This window comes from Arachnia sp., assembly GCF_057238465.1.
Genome location: NZ_DBHHFZ010000004.1, coordinates 67,463 through 86,623 on the forward strand (window position 1 = coordinate 67,463; position 19,161 = coordinate 86,623).

General features: G+C 67.0%; 16 protein-coding genes and 1 tRNA gene. 3 read left to right on the plus strand and 14 right to left on the minus strand.

What is annotated here, in order from left to right; all coding sequences use genetic code 11:
• Nucleotides 1-4 precede the first annotated feature (4 nt).
• The gene (locus ACO6D6_RS05725; protein ID WP_484783998.1) at nt 5-742 is read left to right on the plus strand and encodes a GntR family transcriptional regulator; all 738 of its coding nucleotides are present in this window, start codon (nt 5-7) and stop codon (nt 740-742) included.
• Between the two features lie 45 nt (nt 743-787).
• Here the strand turns inward: ACO6D6_RS05725 and ACO6D6_RS05730 are convergent, their stop codons facing one another.
• The 5 genes from ACO6D6_RS05730 to ACO6D6_RS05750 all read right to left on the minus strand — a co-directional run bounded on the left by ACO6D6_RS05730 (nt 788) and on the right by ACO6D6_RS05750 (nt 6,239).
• Nucleotides 788-2,305, minus strand: a complete 1,518-nt coding sequence (locus ACO6D6_RS05730; protein WP_484784000.1) for a xylulokinase — start codon at nt 2,303-2,305, stop codon at nt 788-790.
• Between the two features lie 11 nt (nt 2,306-2,316).
• Entirely contained in the window at nt 2,317-3,009 is a 693-nt protein-coding gene (deoC, locus tag ACO6D6_RS05735; protein ID WP_484784002.1) for a deoxyribose-phosphate aldolase, read from the minus strand.
• 119 nt (nt 3,010-3,128) lie between these two features.
• On the minus strand, nt 3,129-4,454 hold the full coding sequence (locus ACO6D6_RS05740; RefSeq protein ID WP_484784004.1) for a transaldolase family protein: 1,326 nt from the start codon (nt 4,452-4,454) through the stop codon (nt 3,129-3,131).
• A 134-nt stretch (nt 4,455-4,588) separates the two neighbouring features.
• Nucleotides 4,589-5,368 (minus strand): HAD-IA family hydrolase, encoded by a 780-nt coding sequence (locus tag ACO6D6_RS05745; protein WP_484784006.1) that lies wholly within the window; start codon nt 5,366-5,368, stop codon nt 4,589-4,591.
• 4 nt (nt 5,369-5,372) lie between these two features.
• Nucleotides 5,373-6,239, minus strand: a complete 867-nt coding sequence (locus ACO6D6_RS05750; protein WP_484784008.1) for a class II fructose-bisphosphate aldolase — start codon at nt 6,237-6,239, stop codon at nt 5,373-5,375.
• Between the two features lie 376 nt (nt 6,240-6,615).
• Between ACO6D6_RS05750 and ACO6D6_RS05755 the strand changes: the two genes are divergently transcribed.
• Entirely contained in the window at nt 6,616-7,368 is a 753-nt protein-coding gene (locus tag ACO6D6_RS05755; RefSeq protein WP_484784009.1) for an FMN-binding negative transcriptional regulator, read from the plus strand.
• A 332-nt stretch (nt 7,369-7,700) separates the two neighbouring features.
• Here the strand turns inward: ACO6D6_RS05755 and ACO6D6_RS05760 are convergent, their stop codons facing one another.
• A complete protein-coding gene (locus ACO6D6_RS05760) occupies nt 7,701-9,635 on the minus strand; it encodes a DUF4132 domain-containing protein (RefSeq protein WP_484784010.1) in 1,935 nt (644 codons plus the stop codon).
• Nucleotides 9,636-9,936: 301 nt separating this feature from the next.
• Nucleotides 9,937-12,195, minus strand: coding sequence for a phosphoribosylformylglycinamidine synthase subunit PurL (gene purL, locus ACO6D6_RS05765; RefSeq protein WP_484784012.1), 2,259 nt, complete (start codon nt 12,193-12,195; stop codon nt 9,937-9,939).
• Between the two features lie 166 nt (nt 12,196-12,361).
• Here purL and ACO6D6_RS05770 point away from each other — a divergent pair, with 166 nt between their 5' ends.
• Entirely contained in the window at nt 12,362-13,498 is a 1,137-nt protein-coding gene (locus ACO6D6_RS05770; RefSeq protein WP_484784013.1) for a carbohydrate kinase family protein, read from the plus strand.
• Nucleotides 13,499-13,507: 9 nt separating this feature from the next.
• On the opposite strand, the gene ACO6D6_RS05775 is transcribed toward ACO6D6_RS05770, so the two are convergent.
• From ACO6D6_RS05775 to ACO6D6_RS05805, 7 genes are all read right to left on the minus strand, one after another.
• A tRNA-Leu gene (locus ACO6D6_RS05775) sits at nt 13,508-13,584 on the minus strand.
• A 4-nt stretch (nt 13,585-13,588) separates the two neighbouring features.
• The gene (locus tag ACO6D6_RS05780) at nt 13,589-14,455 is read right to left on the minus strand and encodes a Ppx/GppA phosphatase family protein (protein WP_484784366.1); all 867 of its coding nucleotides are present in this window, start codon (nt 14,453-14,455) and stop codon (nt 13,589-13,591) included.
• A gap of 38 nt (nt 14,456-14,493) precedes the next feature.
• On the minus strand, nt 14,494-15,024 hold the full coding sequence (locus ACO6D6_RS05785) for a DUF501 domain-containing protein (RefSeq protein ID WP_484784015.1): 531 nt from the start codon (nt 15,022-15,024) through the stop codon (nt 14,494-14,496).
• A 6-nt stretch (nt 15,025-15,030) separates the two neighbouring features.
• The gene (locus ACO6D6_RS05790; RefSeq protein WP_484784017.1) at nt 15,031-15,603 is read right to left on the minus strand and encodes an FtsB family cell division protein; all 573 of its coding nucleotides are present in this window, start codon (nt 15,601-15,603) and stop codon (nt 15,031-15,033) included.
• A 30-nt stretch (nt 15,604-15,633) separates the two neighbouring features.
• Nucleotides 15,634-16,911, minus strand: coding sequence for a phosphopyruvate hydratase (eno, locus tag ACO6D6_RS05795; RefSeq protein ID WP_484784018.1), 1,278 nt, complete (start codon nt 16,909-16,911; stop codon nt 15,634-15,636).
• Nucleotides 16,912-17,027: 116 nt separating this feature from the next.
• Nucleotides 17,028-17,315 carry a hypothetical protein gene (locus tag ACO6D6_RS05800; RefSeq protein WP_484784019.1) on the minus strand — a complete coding sequence of 96 codons (288 nt, stop codon included), beginning with the start codon at nt 17,313-17,315 and terminating at the stop codon, nt 17,028-17,030.
• The gene (locus ACO6D6_RS05805; RefSeq protein ID WP_484784021.1) at nt 17,305-18,876 is read right to left on the minus strand and encodes a TROVE domain-containing protein; all 1,572 of its coding nucleotides are present in this window, start codon (nt 18,874-18,876) and stop codon (nt 17,305-17,307) included. Before ACO6D6_RS05805 ends, ACO6D6_RS05800 begins: the two co-directional genes overlap by 11 nt.
• Nucleotides 18,877-19,161: the final 285 nt, after the last annotated feature.

Genomic DNA, 19,161 nt, shown 5'->3' on the forward strand with positions numbered 1-19,161 from the left:
ATTCATGGACGCCAAGTCTTTGGACCGTAATTCCCCTGTCCCGCTCTACGTGCAGATAGAGGACTTCATCCGGCACGAGATCGCCATCGGGGCGTGGAAACCCGGGGAGCGGATCCCCTCGGAGGCCGCTCTCAACACCGCCCTCGGGGTTTCCCGGATGACCGTTCGGGGGGTGCTGAACGGGCTGGTTGATGACGGTCTCCTCCAGCGCGTCCCCGGGAAGGGCACCTTCGTCACCCACCAGAAGATCGCAACACTTCCCCCGGCCTACAAGGGTGTCCGTGAGCAGCTCGAGCAGATGGGTTTCGCCACCACCACGGAACTCGTCAGCATCCGTAAAACCATTCCGGGAAAGGCCATCCGCGACGGGTTGGGGATCGCCCCCTCCACCCCCGTCCACGAGGTCGTGCGCCGCCGTTCCGTCGACGCCCATCCGGTGAGCCTCCACCGCTCCTTCGTGCCCGTCCACCTCGCGCCGGAGCTGGAACACGATGACGTCCTCGGCGAACAGCTGTGCGTGCTGTTGGAGAACAAGTACGGGCTGCACTCGTCCCACACCGGGGAGCAGCTAGAGGCCGTGGCCGCCACGAAGGAGGAAGCAGATCTCTTGGGTCTGCGCCCGGGAGCTCCCCTGCTGCTCCTGCAGGACACGATCTCGGAGGCCTCCGGGAGGGTTTTCGAGTTTTCGAAGATCCTGTTCCGCGGCGACAGGATCAAACTCCACTTCGACTACAGGTCGTGACACACCGGGCCGGGGAGGCCCGGCCCGGTGTGTGTCCCCGAGGGCTCAGAAGACGCCCGTGTCCAGGCTCTCGTAGAGATCCACGAAACGTTTGAACGCCTGGTCGTAGGCGGCCCCGGCCGCCGGGTCGGGATCGAACCTGCCGACGACCGCGACGGCCCGCGCCGCCGCCTCCTCGCAGGACGAGTACAGCCCCGCCCCCACCCCGGCGTACATCGCGGCCCCGAGACAACCGGCCTCCGAGGTGCGCAGGATCTCGATCGGCCGTTGAAGGACGTCAGCGAGCATCTGGGACCACAGGGCAGACTTCGCCGCGCCACCCACGAGCCTGATCGTCCCGGCCTCGATCCCGGCGGCGGCCTGGGCGTCGAGGATGTCGCGCATCTCGAAGCAGATTCCCTCCAGGACGGCACGGGCAACGTCTCCCTTGGTGGTGGCGAGCGTCATGCCGTTGATGTTGGCCCGCGCCTGCGGGTTCTGACGCGCCCCGGAGGCACCCGCCAGGTACGGCAGGAACGTGACCCCGTTGGCCCCCACGGGCGATCTCCGGGCCTGGGACGTGATGATGTCGTAGGGATCGACCCCGGCCACCTCACCGGCCGCGCACTCCTCGTGGCAGAACGTGTCCCGGTACCAGCGCAAGGAGGACGCGGAGGTGTTCGAGAACGCCTCGATGGTCCAGTTCCCCATACCGTGGTTGGGTTTGACCACCAGTTTCCGCGCTGGGTCACGCAGCGGTTCGTCCATGACCACATAGCATGAACCGAAGGTCCCCATCACCATCACGCAGTCGCCTCCCCTGACGGCGCCTCCTCCGAAGGTGGAGCAGTTCTGGTCGTGGGCGCCCAGGCACAGTAGGGTGCCCTCCGCCAGGCCCGCGCGGCGCGCGATGTCCTTGCCGACCCTTCCCACGACTTTGCCCGGGGATGTGACGAGCCGGGCTCGTTTCTCGATGGGCACGCCTATCAGGTCGTGGATCTCCCGCGACCACTGCACCGAGTCGACATCGAGCATGCCCTCCCGCGACGCCGACGACAGGTCGGTCCAGTATTCCTCGGCACCCCACTCCTTCAGGAGGAACTCCTGCTCGGAGAGGAACCATTCGGTGCGTGCCCAGTTCTCGGGTTCGTTGTCGCGCAACCACGCCCATTTCGGGGCCGCGCTGTTCGTCCCGAGCGGGTCCCCGGTCTCGAGGTAGAAACGTTCGGCACCGTAGGCCTCCCGCAGCCTCGGAATGTATGGCGCACCCCGCAGGTCCTGCCAGGACAGGAAGTCGCGAATGAGGTTGCCCTCGGCGTCGACCAGCGCCAGCAGCGGCGCCTGCGACGAGAACGCGACCGCCCGGATCTCCTCCGGGGAGACACCGGACGCGGCGACGGCCTCCCGGCAGGAGTCCGTCAGCGGGGGAATGATGTCCTCGTATCGCTGTTCGACGAGCCCGGGCCCGGGGTAGATGCACGGATACTCCCGGTAGTCCTGGCCGAGCACATTGCCGTCGAGGTCGAAGACGATGGATTTGCAGCCCGTGGTGCCGGCATCGATACCGACGAGGAAGTCAGACATGATCCCACCCCTCAGTTGGTGCCCAAATGGGCGGCGTACTGCTGGACGAGGCTCGCGGCCGACCGGGTGCCGATCAGCGAGACACCGAGCTGCTCGATCATCCACAGGGTCGCGGGCATGGTGAAGGTCCTGGGAACCCCGGAGACCTTCAGTTTCGTGTTCTCGTTGGTGATGTTGTCACGCATCACCCGCACCTGGGCCTCCGTGGGGAATCCCTGTGATCCCGTCGCGGTCTTGACGTAGTCGACGCCCGCATCGCTGCAGATCCTGGTGAGCCTCGCGATCTCCTCATCGGTGAGGAAGCAGACCTCGAAGATGACCTTCGACAGGGCGGTTCCCCTCGTCCGTTCCACGAGCCCCTCCACCTCGCGTCGCGTGAACTCGTCGTCGCCCTCACGCAACCGCCCGATGTTGACCACCATGTCGACCGCCGTGGCCCCGAGACGGAGGCCCTCCTCGATCTCGGCGAACTTCATGTCGGTTGAGGTGCATCCGTAGGGGAAGGAGATCGCGGTGCCGACCCTGACATCCGATCCCCGGAGTTCCTCCGCCACCACGGGCGTCCAGAAGGAGTTCGTGTAGCAGGCGGCCACCCCGGCCGACCTGGCGGCCCGCGCATGGGACCGGATCTCCTCCTCCGTGGAGCTCTGCAGATGCAGCGCCATGTCAAAGTGTTTGGCGTACTCCGCCACTGTCAGATTCATGTTCATCTCCTGGCTTCCTTGCCGCTTTGTTGGATGTGGCCGCCACATCGCGGCCCTCTCGTTGGTTCCAGACGATTCATCGCCGGTTCTCGTGTGCCGGGTGTTCTGGGCAGCGCATCTCAGGACTGCCCCCTGGCCGCTTTCATGAAACGCCGCTGATAGCTGACCACCTGATTCGAGGACGTGAACCGGGCGAGGTAGCGCGGCTCGGCCGTTACGACGATCCGGCGGGTCATGTCGGCGAATTCCGGTTCCATCAGAAGCCGGTCGATGTCCGGATAGTTGAACGCCCCCTCCATGGAGCAGATGATCAGCCTCGTATCGTCGAGGTTGGCGTTGCGGAGGGCGCGCAGGGAATGCCGGACGGCATCAAGCCCGTCCCCGGCACCCGATGACACGTCAACTCCCCGGGCGTGCAGGACCTCCCGGGCGAGGGCCTCCACATCCTCGAGCCCCAGGTCCTTCTCCCCGGAGGACAGGTAATCCGAGGCGATCAGGTAGCTGCGCAGTTTCTCCAGCTGGTCCTGCTGCCGGGTGAGTTCGTGGGCCCGCAGGAACCCGCAGATCCGTTCCGTCTGCATCTTCCGGTGCCGGATGAACGCATTGATGAAATACGGCCTGGCCTGCAGGGCGAGCTGGGTCTGGTAGGGCTCGAACATGAGGGTGAAGTTGACCCGATATCCCTCCTCCGCCAAGCGGAGGGCCAGGTTGTGACCGCGGAGGCAGTCCTTCGTGGCGCCTCGGGAGAAGCGCACGTCGAGACCACCGTCGCCCTGCAGGAGCTGCCCGACATTGCCGGGATTCACCGGCCCGGTGTGCGGAACCTTGATCACCACCCGCCACGGGGAGAGGATCTCCCGGAACCGGGCCGCCTCCTCCAAGATCTTGGAGAAGTCCTCCTCGAAGGGATTGTTCAGTTCCACCGAGATGTCGCACCCGGGGCCGAGGATCCTTCCCAGCTCCGTCATGACCTCGTCGCGGTCGCGGAAACGCCCGCCAATGTTCGCCTCCGGATTGTTCAGGAACAAGTCGTAGATGATGCCCGGATTGCACGTGAGGTTCGAGATGAACGGCGCCAGCGGCTCCACCTCGTAGGGGTTGGCGGAATCTGCTGAGTAGAGGACGTTGGTCGGCCGCTGCCTGCCGTTCTCCCCGCACCCGATGTCGCGCACGAGGTCAACCACCACCGCCCCCTCACGCAGGCCGAGTTCCCTGCGGAAACCGGCCGGCGTCCCACCGGGAGGGGTCCGGAAGTGGGTCACAACCCCCTCCAGCCCGGCCCCCACGTCGATCCCGCGGGCGCGTTCCGAGAGGAACTCAAAGGTTTTCCTCCCAACGGGGGTGTCGAGAACGCGGGCCACCAGCTCCTCCCTGCCCGGGGGAGCGGGAAGGTGTAGATCACGCAGCGTCAACTGGATCCGTGCACGCCTGTGGGTCGTGGTCATTTGAAGCATCAGCAACCTCCAGCCGGCTCCGCCTCTTCGCGGAACCGTTGTCACTGTACTGCGCTAGTCCGGTATAGACAACAAAGAGTCACTGCGAATGCAACAACGGGATCCCACGGCCCCGCCGGCCGGGTTCAGCCCCGGCGGCGCGACATCACATCTTCAAGGACCGTCACGTCGACAACGGGGCGGCCGACCATCAGGCCACAAGGGTCGGCCAGCACGACGGCGGGGGCATCGGGCTCCCCGAGGTCGGACAGGACCAGGCTCGCCCCGGTGAAATCCTCACCGTGGGTGTAGGCGGACTCGGTCACCACCACGGGAAGGGAGGCACCTCTGGCCGCGGCCAGACCCTGGGATGAGTCCTCCACCACCACGCAGTCCCCGGGATTCGCCCCCAGCTGCTGGACCGCGTGCCTGTAGATGGCCGGGTCGGGTTTCTTCCGCGCCACCACATCGCCCGCGAACACCTCGATCCCGGAGGCGAGCCCGGCGCCGAGAACTGTTTCCATGACCGCCCTGACCGATTCGGGTGCCGACGTCGAGGCGACCGCAACCGTCCACCCAGAGGCCATCGCCTCGATGACGAGCCGGCGGATTCCCGGGCGGGCCGGTACCAGGCCGTCGGCCACGATCCCGCGGAACAGCTTGGTCTTGAGCGCGTGGACCTCGGCCACCAGTTTTGCGCGCTCCCCCGGAGTGTCGGCCACTCCGCGGGCGGCCATCACGTCGGGGGACAGCACCGAGGAGAGGCGTTCCTTGCCGCCCCCGATGCCGAGCAGCCTCGCGTAGGTGGGGTCGTCCCACTCCAGGGGCAGGCCCATCTCCCGGAAGGCCCGGTTGAACGCCACTCTGTGTCCGTCACGCTCGGTGTCGGCGAGAACGCCGTCGCAGTCGAGAAGCAGGAAGGGCATGATCTCACCGCTCCCCGCCGGCCCGCCCGGCGCTGCCGAACAGCTCCAGGAAGGAGGCCACCGTGTCCGTGACCCGCCGTTCGACCTCCCCCAGGATCGGCAGGGGTTCTCGTCTCCCCGCCTCGCGTGCCGACCCGAGCGATTCCTCCATCGCGTCGAGGTAGGCGTGCTTCACAGCGGTGGAGACGTTGATCTTCGACACGCCCGCCGAGATGAAGGAACGGAATTCCTCGGGTTTCAGCCCGGTGCCACCATGGAGGACGATCGGCAGGTCGGTCAGCCTCCGTAGGTGGCTCACGCGTTGCGGCAACAGCACCGGGGGCAGCTTGTACTGGCCGTGAGCGGTTCCCAGGTGCGGCGCCAGCAGATCGACCCCGGTTTCCCGGGCAACCCGGACGAGTTCCTCGTCCGAGTAGGAATGGGCCAGTACGTCGGAGCCCACCCCGTCCTCGACACCGACGATGTTCTCGATTTCCGATTCGACGTCGACCCCGTTCGGATGCGCCCACGAGACGACGCGGGCGGTCTGTTCGGTGGCCTCGGCCAGCTCCAGGTGGGAGGCATCGAACAGGACCGAGGACCAGCCCGCATCGATGACGGACCGGGTTAGGTCCAGGTCGGGGCAGTGATCCAGGTGCAGGGACAGCGGGGCGTCCGAACCTGCGGCCAGTTCCTCGAACATCCGGGCCAGGAAACGCGGGCCGAGCGCCTTGGCGGTGCGCGCGGAGACCTGCACGATGGCGGGCGAGCGTTTCTCCTCGGCCGCGCGGACGACCGCTCGCAGCGTCAGCCCGTCGAATATGTTGAACGCCCCGACGGCGTATCCTCCGTCCTGCGCCGCGCGGACAATGCTTTTCGTCGAAGCCCTCATGACGACCTTCCGTGGTGTGAGTTTTCTACCGAGATGAGGCAACTGTACCCGTCTAGACCGGAAGGTTGCGGGTCATCGGGAAATCCGTGACCGGATGTCCTGCCAAGACCGGTTGAACCGCCCCGCCTACCGGACCTGGCGGGGCGGAACTGCTGCGCCACAGCGCCACCCGCTGAGCCTGTCCCGTTGACGCGGCCTCCAGGCCCTGTTACGAACAGTGCCGTTCGAGCGAGGACCCATCGGGCCGGTCGATGACGGTGGCCCGCCATCGTGCTCCCGTATCGGGTGTGCCGGCAACGATGGCTGGACGCCGGATCACCCGATCCGGTGCGCTGCCGCCGAGCATGGCTTCCGCAACAGGCCCTAAGCTCGGTGTGTGTACGTGGCGAAGCATTTCGAGATCCCCAACGACCACCTGACCGAGCTGCTCAGCCGGGTACGGGCCGGCAACCTCGTGACGGTCCACGAATCAGGACCGCAGGCGTCCTTCGTCCCGTTCCACCTGGAGACACGTGAGACCGGCCAGGTGCTCGTGACGCATCTGATGCGCATCAACCCGCAGACCGTCGAGCCCGTCACGGGTCCGGCGCTGGTGATCATCGACATCGACGACGCCTATGTATCCCCGGCCTGGTACGCCACCAACAAGGACCTCCCCAACGTTCCGACCTGGGACTACATCACCATCCACGTCACCGGGGAGGTTCGTTTCACCGCAGACCCCGGGGCCGCCCTCGAAGCGGCCCGTGAACTCACCGCCCGGATGGAGCCCCCCGAGGTTCTGGAGGCCGTCGGCGAGGAGAAACTGCGCAAAATGGCGCGGGCAATCGTCAGGGCGGAGGTGTCGGTGGAGAAGATCCAGGGCAAGGCGAAAGCCAGCCAGAACCGTCACCCCGACGACATCAGAAGCCTGCTCACCCACTTGGAAAGCGAGGGCGAGACGGAGCTCGTGAAGTATCTGAGAGAGGTCGCGCTCCCCCACGCCACCAAACGTTTCGGCATGATCCACGACCTGCGGACAGGCCGGCGCCTGCCCACCAACGCTACCGGGCGGAAAGCGCCACGAGCGGACGAAACCCTCTCCCCCGACATTGGCGGACCCACCCAAGAACCCTCGACCAGCAGCTGATCAAGCCAACCCACGAGCGCCTCACTTCCTGCAGGTGGTTGAGCCAGCACGTGAGCGCAGCGAACGGCTGAGTCGAAACCACTCGGCAGCAGAAAAGCCGACTTGACCACAAGCCCCCGAAAACACGCCTTGGTTTTCGCCTCGAACTGCTCCAGTTGTCGCGCCTTGACTCACTTTGTTTCGGAAACTCCACGGGGTCGAGGTGTTGCTTGGATCCCGCTTCGTTGGGTCCGGGCGAAACGCCGGGGCGGCACGCAGTACCGCATGATCCGTTGCTTCCCAGGCATCCCGGAGACAGCGATGTGCCTTCTTCGGTCTCCCCGGGACGGGGTTTATCTCGTGGAACACCAAGGAAGCCTGACCAGGTCCCGGATGGCTTCGCTGAGTTCGACCGGATCCATCTTGGAACGTTCACCGAAGATCTCGACCTTCAGCAGACGTACCGGATCGGCGGGTGGGCTGCCCCCAGGGGACCAGAAGGCAGTGCTGATCCGTAGATCCAGGCAGCCTCCCTTCAGGCCCCGACGGAGCCCATCCACACTTGCCCTGTCGTCGCTGTGGAGTTTCCAGCCGCGTGCCCCGAGCCCGAGCAGGGCCTCGCTCCGGACCTGGTTGCCGGGAAACTCCGGAACCTCCGCGTAACTGCTCCGGCCAACCTGCTCCACCAGCGGCGTCATGTGGTAATCGATGAAATGAGAAGTCCACTCGTTCGACATCTCCAAGGGATGCGCCAGCCCGATGACGGCCCCCACCGGTAGGGCAGCCGGTTCCTCATGGACGTCGAGCAGACCCAGATCATCGCCGACACGGAACAACACCGTTCGTTCGCCGGCATCGTGGGCGGCCCAGATCAGGTTCTGCGCCGCCAGCCGCATCACGGGGTGCTCCAAGAAGACGGTACGGAACTCGTCCTGGGTCCAACGCCGACAGGTGCTCATAGCGATTCCCAATCTGTCCGTCTGGGAGCGGATCAGAGCGGCGAGTTGTTTCTTGAACTCCCGGAATTCCGCAACGGCCTTCCCGGCCGCCACGGGGTCGTCCTTCCTACCCGGTCTGGGCAGGGTCCTCAAGGTTTTCCCGTCTGCCGTCGACACCAGTGGCGTCAGTTCGAGGTTCAGCCTCACCTCGAACTGACGCGGACCGAAGTCGAGCCTCAAACGACCGCTTTCGTCGAGGCCCAAGTCCGGTATGGCCTGTTCGGACAGCTGCTCCATGCTGATTCCCCGCTCCTCGGCCAGCCGCTCCAGAACGATCCGTGCCTGCTCTCCAAGCTCACGGTTCCGGGGATGCCCGGCGATTTCCATCAGCTCCAGGAGCGCAACCTTGCTGCGTATCCTGGCCAAGACCTCCATTCCCGCGAGTACACGATCCCAACGGGAACGTTGCCAGAATTTCTTGATCAGGACGGCCACCAAGCGGGCGTTAACCTCTCCGCCCATGCCTTGCCGGGCCAGGACCCACTCGCATCCCTTGACCTCGCAGGACCGCCACTGCTGCAGCAGATCCGCCAGAAAAGCGGCGAGACTGGCCCGGGTGAAACACCTGGCCGTGTTCTCGTGCTCGTCAACCATCAGGTTTCTCACCACGTCCCCGACCTGGTGAACGGGGACGACCCGTCCGGTGCCTGCCAGCACCAGGCGTGGCGCCCGGATCGGGTTGAACCACTTCGGAACGTCCGGCAGATCGCCATACGCACGGAAGGGCAGTTCGGTTCCGACCTCGTCAACGCCCGGTTCCGGGGCCAGTAGCCAATCGATGAGGCGGGAGTCGGCGCCGGCGGCGCGGAGCGCCTCCACCCAGTCAGGATGGCGCCAGGCGAGGGTCTGGAACAGGTCCGCGGCGCGCTGCCCACGTCTGGGGTTCAACCTCAGGAGGGATTCGAGGGAGTCCAAAGGCCAGCGCGAAGCGCTGGTGAGGAACATCATGTACGCCTGAGGGTTGTCGAGATGCCTCAACAGTGCGTCCCGGGATGCTCGGCTGCCGAGGCTCGTGATCAGCCGGGCAGCCGCCGACGACCTCGCTCGATGGGTGAACTCCGATTCGAGCTGGGGCAGCGCTCCATCGCCGTGCCAAGCCACGAGACACGCCAAGGCGGCGCCACGGCTCGGAGCCGCTTCCAGCAGCGACTGGCCGAGTTCTCGGGGTGCATTGGCGGGGCGAAACGAGGCCCCGAGCCGTTTTTCCACCTTCGGAACCCCGGAGAGCATCCGGGTCACCCCGGGCACGGGGATCGGGGTGCCGTCGGGTCGGGTATCGAGTCTGGCCATGTCAGGAAGAGTAGGCGTGCCCACCGACAGAACCGGTTCGAGAGATTTCCGACGCCTTCACCGCGATCCTGCTCAACCAGTCTCGAAAGACACCCGTCCACGAGTTCACGAGCTCGAAACGACCAGCCCATTGCCCGGATCCGCACCTTTCAGACCCAAGAACCGGTTTGTCCGCAATGCCCGGAGACAGGATGGCTGACGCACCAGGGAACGGGCAGAAACGGCGCTGAATGCTGGGTGGCCCATCGCCTCCTGGACATCCTGGAGACACCAATGGGCCATCAGCGGTCGCGAGACGGTTTCAGCTCCGCATGGCCTCCGGTATGGGACGCGACCAGACGCCGTGGAACTCCGCCAGCGGCACGTTCAGCAGACCGACGACGTTGGCGTCCAGCTGCTCGATGACCTCGCCGAGCCGGGTCAGCGGCACGAGGTTCTCACGGCACAGCGATTTCACCCGCTCCACCGACGACTCCGGCATGGTCACCAGGGCCCGCGCCGCCGACTCGCTGAACAGCTGAACCGTCGGATCCTCGCCCGGCAGTGTGACGGTGAACCCGAAACCACCCTGCAAAGCGGACTCCACCAGGCTCACCGCGAGGCCACCCTCGCTGATGTCGTGGGCGGAACGCATCAGACGTTCCACGGCCGCGTCGCGGATCACCCTGGCCAGCCCGGCCTCCGCACGCAGGTCCACGCGCGGCGGCACGCCACCCAGGTGCCCGTTGTGGACGGCGTCCGCCCAGATTGACCCCGACAGCTCCTCCCGGGCCGAACCCAGCAGCCAGATCCCGTCACCGGCCTTCGCGAAACCCGAACGCAACCGCTTCTTGACATCGTCGATCACTCCCAACACACCAACGGTCGGGGTGGGCAGGATCGGGGTTCCGCCGGTCTGGTTGTACAGGGAGACGTTGCCGCCCGTGACCGGGATGCCCAGTTCCTTGCAGGCGTCCACCAGACCGAGAATGGCCTCGACGAAGCTCCACATCACCTCCGGGTCCTCGGGGGAACCGAAGTTCAGGCAGTCGGTGACCGCCACCGGTTCCGCCCCCGTCACCGCGACATTCCGGTATGCCTCGGCCAGCGACTGCTGTGCCCCGATGTACGGGTTGAGGTAGGTGAACCGCGAATTCGCGTCGAGCGCGAGCGCGATACCCAGCCCCGTTTCCTCATCGATCCGCAGCATCCCGGCATCCTCGGGCTGCGCCAGGACAGAGTTCCCGCGCACGTAGCGGTCGTACTGGTTGGTGATCCACGACTTGTCGGCGATGTTGCCGTGCGCCATCACCTTCAACCACGCGGCGCGCACCCCTTCGGGGGAGTTGTCGCGCGGCAGGTTCTCCGCGACATCGGCGTTGACCTGGTCCAGCCATTCCGGACGGCGGTAGGAACGATGGTAGGTGGGCCCCTCGTGAGCGACGGTGCTGGGATCCACATCGACGATGCAGTGGCCGTGCCAGTGGATGATGAGCCGTTCGCCGTCAGTGACCTCACCGATGACGGTGGCAGCCACATCCCATTTGCGGCAGATCTCCATGAAACGTTCCACGTTCCTGGGTTCCACCACCGCCATCATGCGTTCCTGCGACTCGCTCATCAGGATTTCCTCGGGAGCGAGGTTCGGGTCACGCAGCGGCACGAGGTCGAGGTTGATGGACATGCCGCTGTTGCCAGCGGAGGCCAGCTCCGAGGTGGCGCAGGAGATTCCCGCCGCCCCGAAGTCCTGGATGCCGACGATGACGCCGGCCTTGAACAGTTCGAGGGTGCACTCGATGAGCAGCTTCTCCATGAACGGGTCGCCGACCTGCACGCTGGGGCGTTTCGCGGGTCCGGTCTCGTCGAAGGTCTCGGAGGCCAGGATGGACGCCCCGCCGATACCGTCCCCGCCTGTGGCGGCGCCGAAGAGAATCACCTTGTTGCCCGCTCCGGAGGCGTGGGCGCGGTGCAGGTCCTCGTGCCGCAGCACCCCCACACACAGCGCGTTGACGAGGGGATTGCCGAGGTAGGTCCTGTGGAACTGCACCTCGCCGCCGATGTTCGGCAGCCCCAGGCAGTTGCCGTAGCCACCGACACCTGCGACGACACCGGGCAGGACACGGCGGGTGTCGGCCTCGTCGAGCGGCCCGAAACGCAGCGAATCCATCACACCGATGGGCCGGGCCCCCATCGCGAGGATGTCGCGGACAATGCCACCGACACCGGTGGCCGCCCCTTGGTAGGGCTCCACGAAACTCGGGTGGTTGTGGGACTCGGCCTTGAACGTCACTGCGTAACCCTGGCCGATGTCGACGACACCGGCGTTCTCGCCGATGCCCGCCAGGAGCGGGCCGCGCGGGGTGTCCTGGCTGAGTTCACCGAATTTCTTCAGGTGCACCTTCGAGGATTTGTAGGAGCAGTGCTCCGACCACATCACCGAATACATGGCCAGTTCCGCGCCGGTGGGGCGGCGGCCGAGGATCTCCCGGATGCGCAGGTACTCGTCGTCCTTCAGGCCGAGCGCCGCATACGGCTGCTCCAGGTCGGGGGTTTCCAATGCATGAGCCACGGTGTCTGCCACGGGAGCAAATCTATCGCCTGAAACCTCGATTTCGTGGAGACCCAAGCCGCGGCCGCCAAGATGGTCGATCGGCATTCACCCGGGGCTCGACTGCTCCGGTCCGCTGCCCTATGGTTGTGCCGGGTGCCGCCTCGAAGCCGAGCCGCCGGAAGGAGCCGTCCAGGAAATGACCCAGCCAACCCATTCCGAGGAGTTCTGCGAACGCTGCTGGAGTTTCGACCCGCTGGCCGCCATCCGCTGCGACGACGATCCGCCGCTCGACGTCATCACCTCGGGGACCATCTTCTTCGACATCATCTTCGCCGGGCTGCCACGCATCCCCGAACCGGGCGAGGAGCTGTGGAGCACGGGGCTCGGTTCCTGCCCGGGGGGTATCGCGAACCTGGCGACTGCCCTGGCCCGGCTGGGATTGCGCACGGGCCTGGTCGCGGGTTTCGGGGACGACGCCTACGCGGACTGGATCTGGGAAACCCTCCTGGAGCAGGAACACATCAACCTGACCACCTCACCCCGCTACAACGACTTCCACACCTCCTTGACGGTGGCCGTCACCGTGGAGGGGGATCGCGCGATGGTCACCCACGGCCACGACCTGCCGGAGTCGCTGTCCTCCCACATCCTGGCCGCACCGGCGTCACGCACCGCGGTGGTCGATCTCGGCGGCGAGACCGACTGGTGGGACGAGTTGAGGTCCCGCGGCACCGTCCTGTTCGCCGACATCGGTTTCGACACCTCCGGTCGCTGGGATCCCGCGGATCTGCGGCCGCTGCGGTACTGCCGGGCCTTCACCCCCAACGCGGTGGAGGCCATGGCCTACACCCGGACGGACTCCCCCAACCTGGCGGTGCGCAAACTCGCCGAACGCGTCCCTCTCGCCGTGGTGACCGACGGGGTGGGCGGGGCCTACGCCATCGACCAGGACACGGGCGAGGAGGAGTGGTGTCCCGCGGTGACTGCGCAGGTCACCGACGCGACGGGCGCCGGGGATGTGTTCGCCTCCGGTCTGGTGCTGGGTTGCCTGGCGGGCTGGCCACTGGAGCAGCGCCTGAAGTTCGCCTCGTTGACGGCCTCCCTGGCGGTGCAGCAGTTCGGTGGTTCCCTGGCCGCCCCCGGCTGGGGTGACATCGCGGACTGGTGGCGCTGTCTGCGCCGCAGGGCCACCGGCGGGGACCTGAAGGCCGCTCACATCAGCCGCGACTACGGCTTCCTCGAGGACCTCATCCCCCGCCACCAGGTGCACAGCGTCCGGCGCGCGGAGGCGACCTTCGCCAGCCACTCGGACCTGCCGGACAAGCAGCAGTGACGCGGTCGCTGGTGCCCCCGGCGGGACTCGAACCCGCACTGGGGCGGGTTTAAGCCGCCTGCCTCTGCCAGTTGGGCTACGGGGGCTGGATCAGACCAACAACTCCAAGGCTATTGCGTCAAGGATGTCCGTTTCGCTGATACGGATTTTTTCCTGTGGGATCCGGGAAATCGTCTCGTCGAGGATCAACGCCCCGGCCCCGATCACCCCGGCGCGGAGCGGCTGCATGCAGGGTTCCTGCTCTATGAGACCCACCGGGGTGGTCAGCCAGTGCTCCGTCACCGCATCGACATCGCCGCGCCCCAGCACCAGGCCGTGCACCGCCTCGCGGGAGTAGCTCTCCAATCCGAGCACCCGGGCGCCGATGCTGGTTATGGTGCCCGCCACCCCGACCGCGTCCGCGACTGCCGCGAAGTCGATCCCGGAACCGTCCAGCAGGTCGCCGACAAACACCCTGGCCTCTTCCTGCTCCCCGGGGGTCGGCGGGTCGGTGTGCAGGAAACGTTCCCGGAGCCGCACCGCACCGACGTTCAGGGAAACCGATTGGAGGATCGTCCCGGCTCCGTCCACGAGCACCAGCTCGGTGGATCCGCCGCCGATGTCGACGACCAGGGTCGGTGAGGCCACGTCCAGCGCGCAGAGCGCACCCAGGCTGGACAGCCGCGCCTCCTCCTGCCCCGGGATCACGTCCACCCCCACCCCCAATCGTTCGCGCACCCCGTCGACCAGCAGCCGCCGGTTGGAGACGTCGCGGGCCGCGGAGGTCGCCACGAAACGAACCTTCTCCGCCCCGTGGCCACGGATGATCCGGGCGAACTCAACACAAACCTCGAAGGTCCGCGCCAGCGCGTCGGGATGGAACTCGCCGGTGGCGTCAACCCCCTGCCCGAGCCGCGCCAGCCGCACCTCACGCGCCAGCTCCACGGGGGCGCTGCGGCTGCCCGACAGCACGAGCATCCGGATGGAGTTGGTTCCACAGTCAATGGCGGCCACCCTCACGCCGGCTCCTCGCAGCAGTCATCGCCGACCCGTTCCCGGACCAGCGCCAAGGCCTCGTCGCCGAGGGGATTCACCCCGGGTCCCGCGGCCAGCGCGTGCCCCACGAGCACGTGGAGGCATTTCACCCTGGTCGGCATCCCACCCGCCGAGATGCCCTCGATCTCCGGTACGACTCCAAGGGCGGCGCGGTCGGCGAGGTAGGCCTCGTGCGCAGCCCGGTACCGCTCCGCGAGGTCCTCGTCCTCACCGAGCCGCCGCGTCATCTCCGCCATCAGCCCGGAGGCCTCCAGCGATGAACAGGCAGCGACGTAGCGCGGGTTGGTCAGGTAGTAGACGGTCGGGAACGGGGTGCCGTTGTCGAGTCTGGGAAGGGTTTTGATGACCCCGGGCCGCCCGCAGGGGCAGCGCCACGCCACCGCGACCACCCCCCGTGGGCAACGTCCCAACTGCTCCTCTATCACCTCGAGATCAGCGGCGGTCGGGGCATCCCCCGCCGGCCTCGGGACACATCCGGTGTCGGTGTTCAAGAACTCTCATTTCTCCTCTGCGGGTGCGTCGGCCACTCCCACCGATCCCCACATCTGCTGCCACCACATGCCGGTGCTGGGTTTGCTCGGGGACAGGACCGTGGAGTCACCGCCGATGGGTTTCCCGTCGGCCCCGATCACCCGGTACCCGGTCTCCCCCGGCACCACCCAGCCGAGCCTGGTCCTGGCCTCCGCCTTCACGAAGGCAGGGTCCTTCCAGCGGGCCAGCTGGTCGTCGAGGGTGGCGATCTCCTGCCTGGACTGGGCGATCTGCTGCTGCAGCAGCGCCATCTCCTTCGCCTGGGCGAAGTAGACGCGCAGGCTCTGGGCGAGGGTGACGGCCAGGGCGGCCATCACCACACCCAGGATCAGCAGCCGCCACGTCATCCCGAGCGCACGTTCGGAGGAGGAGACGCGCGGCCGCTCCTCGGCGGCCCGGGCCACGGCCTCCGCGTCGAGAGGACGGGTGCGGGAACGTCCGCTGGAAACTCTCTCTCCCGGACGTGCAGCGGTCCGGGACCGTGGCGAACCACGTCCCGGACCGCTGCCCGCGGGCTTGTTCCTGGGATTACTGGGCATACGACCAGTCTGACCGATTCGTGGCGCGCATCAGCCCTTGAAACGCGGGAACGCGGAACGACCGGCGTAGACGGCGGCGTCGTCCAGGTTCTGCTCGATGCGCATCAGCTGGTTGTACTTCGCGACGCGGTCGGTGCGGGCCGGGGCGCCGGACTTGATCTGCCCGCAGCCGAGGGCGACCGCGAGATCGGCGATGGTGACGTCCTCGGTTTCACCGGAGCGGTGCGACATCATGGTGCGGTACCCGGCGCGGTGGGCCAGTTCGACGGCGTCGATGGTCTCCGACAGCGAGCCGATCTGGTTGACCTTGACCAGCAGCGCGTTGGCGACCCCGGAGTCGATGCCGCGGCCGAGCCGTTCGACGTTGGTGACGAACAGGTCGTCGCCGACCAGCTGCACCTTGTCGCCGAGGCGTTCGGTCATGGCCTTCCAGCCGTCCCAGTCCTCCTCGTTCAGCGGATCCTCGATGGAGACCAGCGGGTAGGCATCCACCAGTTCGGCGTAGTAGTCGATCATCTCCTCGGCGGTCTTTTTCGCGCCCTCGAACTTGTAGGTCCCGTTCTCGTAGAACTCGGAGGCGGCGACATCGAGGGCCAGGGCGACCTGCTTGCCGGGTTCGTAGCCGGCCTTCTTGATGGACTCGACGATCAGGTCGAGGGCCTCACGGTTGGAGTCGAGGTTCGGGGCGAAACCGCCCTCGTCACCCAGACCGGTGGACAGGCCACGGTCCTTCAGCACCTTCTTGAGGGCGTGGTAGACACCGGCACCCATCTCGACGGCCTCGGTGAACGACTCGGCACCGATGGGGGCGATCATGAACTCCTGGATGTCGACGTTGGAGTCGGCGTGCGAACCGCCGTTCAGGATGTTCATCATGGGGACGGGCAGGATGTGGGCGTTGGGGCCGCCGACGTACTGGTACAGCGGCAGTTCCGCCGCCTCCGCGGCGGCATGGGCGACGGCCAGGGAGACGCCGAGGATGGCGTTGGCACCGAGCTTGGCCTTGTTCGGGGTTCCGTCGAGCTCGTTCATGGCGAGGTCGATGGCGCGCTGCTCGTTGGCCTCGAAGCCGAGGACTTCCTCGCTGATGACGTCGAGCACGTTCTTGACGGCGGTCAGGACGCCCTTGCCGCCGTAGCGTTCGCCGCCGTCACGCAGCTCGACGGCCTCGAAGGCACCCGTTGAGGCGCCGGAGGGGACGATGGCGCGACCTGCCGCTCCGGTGTCGAGGATCACCTCGACCTCGACGGTGGGGTTGCCGCGGGAGTCGAGGACCTCGCGGGCGTCAATGAACTCAATGATTGCCATGGGGCTTGCCCTTCCTTGAAATGAAGACCATAGGGTGTCCTTCCCCGTCCAGCCTATCCAACGCCCGCACAGGGGTCACCCCCCAAATCGCCATTCACGGGCGTTGAAAAACCCGGTCACCGGCGTTTGGACACCTGGGCCACGAGTTCACGACTACACCCGATCGCCTTCGCCAGGGCGCCATAGGACCAGCGTTCGGAATCCTCGTCACGCAGCTGCCGGATCAGCCGGTCCCGTTCGGCCCTCAACCGGGCGGCGTGACGTTCCGCCTCAGCCGCCTGCTCGTGGAGTTCCCGGGCGCGAGCCGCCGTGAGGTCGGACACCCCCCGCGAACGCCGCGTGGCGCCGGCCCGGGCACTGGTTGGTGCCGGGACGACGCCACTGAGGGGATCATCAGAGCCCACGCGAGAACTCCGAGATCAGGTTCGGGACGCTCAGGTCGAAACCTGCGACATCCAGCATGCCGGGGTCATCCGGGTCGGCGATGCTGAACTCGTTCACGGCCATGCCCACCACGATGAGCTTCGCATCGATACCCGTCCTGTCCCGGTAGCGGGCCAGGGCCTGGTGCGGGTGGATCTTCCCGTGCCAGGTCTCGTTGTCGGTGTAGATGATGAAGGTGTCCACCTCCAGCTTCCGCTTGAGCGCGTGGAGCATCGGCTGCGCACAGTCCGTGGCCCCGAAGGGCAGGCCGTCGATGCGCCGCAGCACGTCGTCGAGACGCTGCCTGGGCGAAATGTCCAGCGGCACGAAACGGTCCTGGAAGGCCATCACCGTGGTCTGCGGTTCGGTGGCCAGCTGCACGAGGCAGAGCGCCGCCGAGGCCTCCCGCGGGGTGAGCGGGGTGCCCGCGAGACCTCCCCAGGCCATCGACCCGGAGACGTCGAGCCCCACGAGGGTCCGCTTCCCGGCCGGCGCGACCGCCCCGAAGGCTGCCTGGAAGGCCGCATCGAGGGCGTCGGTCACCTTGCTGGTGGGCTCCCACCTCGAGCCTCCCCGGAAGGAACGACCAGCCGCGTAGGTGCGGGCCGCCGCCAGCACGGCGACGGGGTGCACCCGTGCCCGACGAAGCCGCTCCGGGTCGGTGAGCTGCGCGCACACCTCGTCGGTGCGACCCCCGAGCCCCGGCAGCAGGCCGAGGCGGGTGAGCCGCGGAAGCTGCCTCAGCAACGCGGTCTGCGGGATACCGACGTCCAGGAGCGCCTCCCAGACCTCGGCCTTGGTCACGGCCTCGTCGGGGAGCATCTCCCAGGTGAGGCGGTGCTGACGGATCAGCTCCACCCACCTCGCGACGTCACGGGTCGCCTGGGCGGCCGTGAAACCGTGGATGAGCTGCGGGGTGTGCTCGTCGACGCTGGAGCGCACGATCCACTCGAAGGTGGAACGCAGCTCCGGCACCACCGTGGCGGGGTGGGACAGCCGCAGCAGGTCGCGGTGGCTCCAGCCCTCGCGTTGACGGTACTTGACCGCCTGGTGGGCCAGGGCGTCGGCATCCCTGTCGAGGTACCAGGACCCGACGGCGCGTCGGAGCCCGCGACCCCAGCCACGGAACTGCCCGACGTACCTCGCGAAGGTGAACAGGTGCGTTCCCGTGCGGGCGACGCGCGGCAGGGCCGCCAGGGCCAGGGGCGCCGACTCCGCCACGGAGGCCGCGTAGGCCAGGGCGAACAGGGCCGGTCCCTGCTTGGGCGCGATACCTCCCTCGGAGACCTCGACGATGGTCCCGACGAGGCCCGCCGGGTCGCTGGAGGCCATCCGGGTGAGGATCTTCGCGTTGTCGAGCGCGAGCTCACGCGGAGCTGCGTAGTAGGTGCCACCGTCGACCCCCAGGGTCAGGAAGCGACGCAGGCGCGCCCGATCGTCGAGCTGGAAGGTGTGCCCGCCCGCTGAATTGGGGACCTGACGTGCGTCGGCCGGTTCACTCTGCGGGGTGACTCGGGTGCTGATGGTGCGAAGGGGGTCCATGACCTCGCCTCCTTTCTGGTTGTCGTGGTGACCATGGATTCCTGGGACCGGGCGGGCGTGGGGTGACCACCGGCTGGGCTTGCGCCCGGCGCTCTGGGCCGCTGAGCTACCCCCGAAGGGGGCGGGATTCGAACCCGCGACTCCTCATCAATAGTGATAACCGATGCTCTTCGGCCCGCCCGGGCCGAGTTCAAGGGCTGCCCGGGCGTGGGGTGGTATCCGGGTTTCAGAGCGCCCTGAGGACGCCCTGTCAGATCACCTGGCGGCGATCTGTTGGGGATTTGA

What these genes read in the sequence shown, in the direction of transcription:
- ACO6D6_RS05750 (WP_484784008.1), bottom strand. Translation starts at nt 6,239, where the DNA reads ATGAGGGCTTCGACGAAAAGCATTGTCCGCGCGGCGCAGGACGGAGGA.
- ACO6D6_RS05790 (WP_484784017.1), bottom strand. Translation starts at nt 15,603, where the DNA reads ATGCCCAGTAATCCCAGGAACAAGCCCGCGGGCAGCGGTCCGGGACGT.
- deoC (WP_484784002.1), bottom strand. Translation starts at nt 3,009, where the DNA reads ATGAATCTGACAGTGGCGGAGTACGCCAAACACTTTGACATGGCGCTG.
- ACO6D6_RS05725 (WP_484783998.1), top strand. Translation starts at nt 5, where the DNA reads ATGGACGCCAAGTCTTTGGACCGTAATTCCCCTGTCCCGCTCTACGTG.
- ACO6D6_RS05780 (WP_484784366.1), bottom strand. Translation starts at nt 14,455, where the DNA reads ATGCTCGTGCTGTCGGGCAGCCGCAGCGCCCCCGTGGAGCTGGCGCGT.
- ACO6D6_RS05730 (WP_484784000.1), bottom strand. Translation starts at nt 2,305, where the DNA reads ATGTCTGACTTCCTCGTCGGTATCGATGCCGGCACCACGGGCTGCAAA.
- ACO6D6_RS05770 (WP_484784013.1), top strand. Translation starts at nt 12,362, where the DNA reads ATGACCCAGCCAACCCATTCCGAGGAGTTCTGCGAACGCTGCTGGAGT.
- ACO6D6_RS05760 (WP_484784010.1), bottom strand. Translation starts at nt 9,635, where the DNA reads ATGGCCAGACTCGATACCCGACCCGACGGCACCCCGATCCCCGTGCCC.
- ACO6D6_RS05740 (WP_484784004.1), bottom strand. Translation starts at nt 4,454, where the DNA reads ATGACCACGACCCACAGGCGTGCACGGATCCAGTTGACGCTGCGTGAT.
- ACO6D6_RS05805 (WP_484784021.1), bottom strand. Translation starts at nt 18,876, where the DNA reads ATGGACCCCCTTCGCACCATCAGCACCCGAGTCACCCCGCAGAGTGAA.
- eno (WP_484784018.1), bottom strand. Translation starts at nt 16,911, where the DNA reads ATGGCAATCATTGAGTTCATTGACGCCCGCGAGGTCCTCGACTCCCGC.
- ACO6D6_RS05745 (WP_484784006.1), bottom strand. Translation starts at nt 5,368, where the DNA reads ATGCCCTTCCTGCTTCTCGACTGCGACGGCGTTCTCGCCGACACCGAG.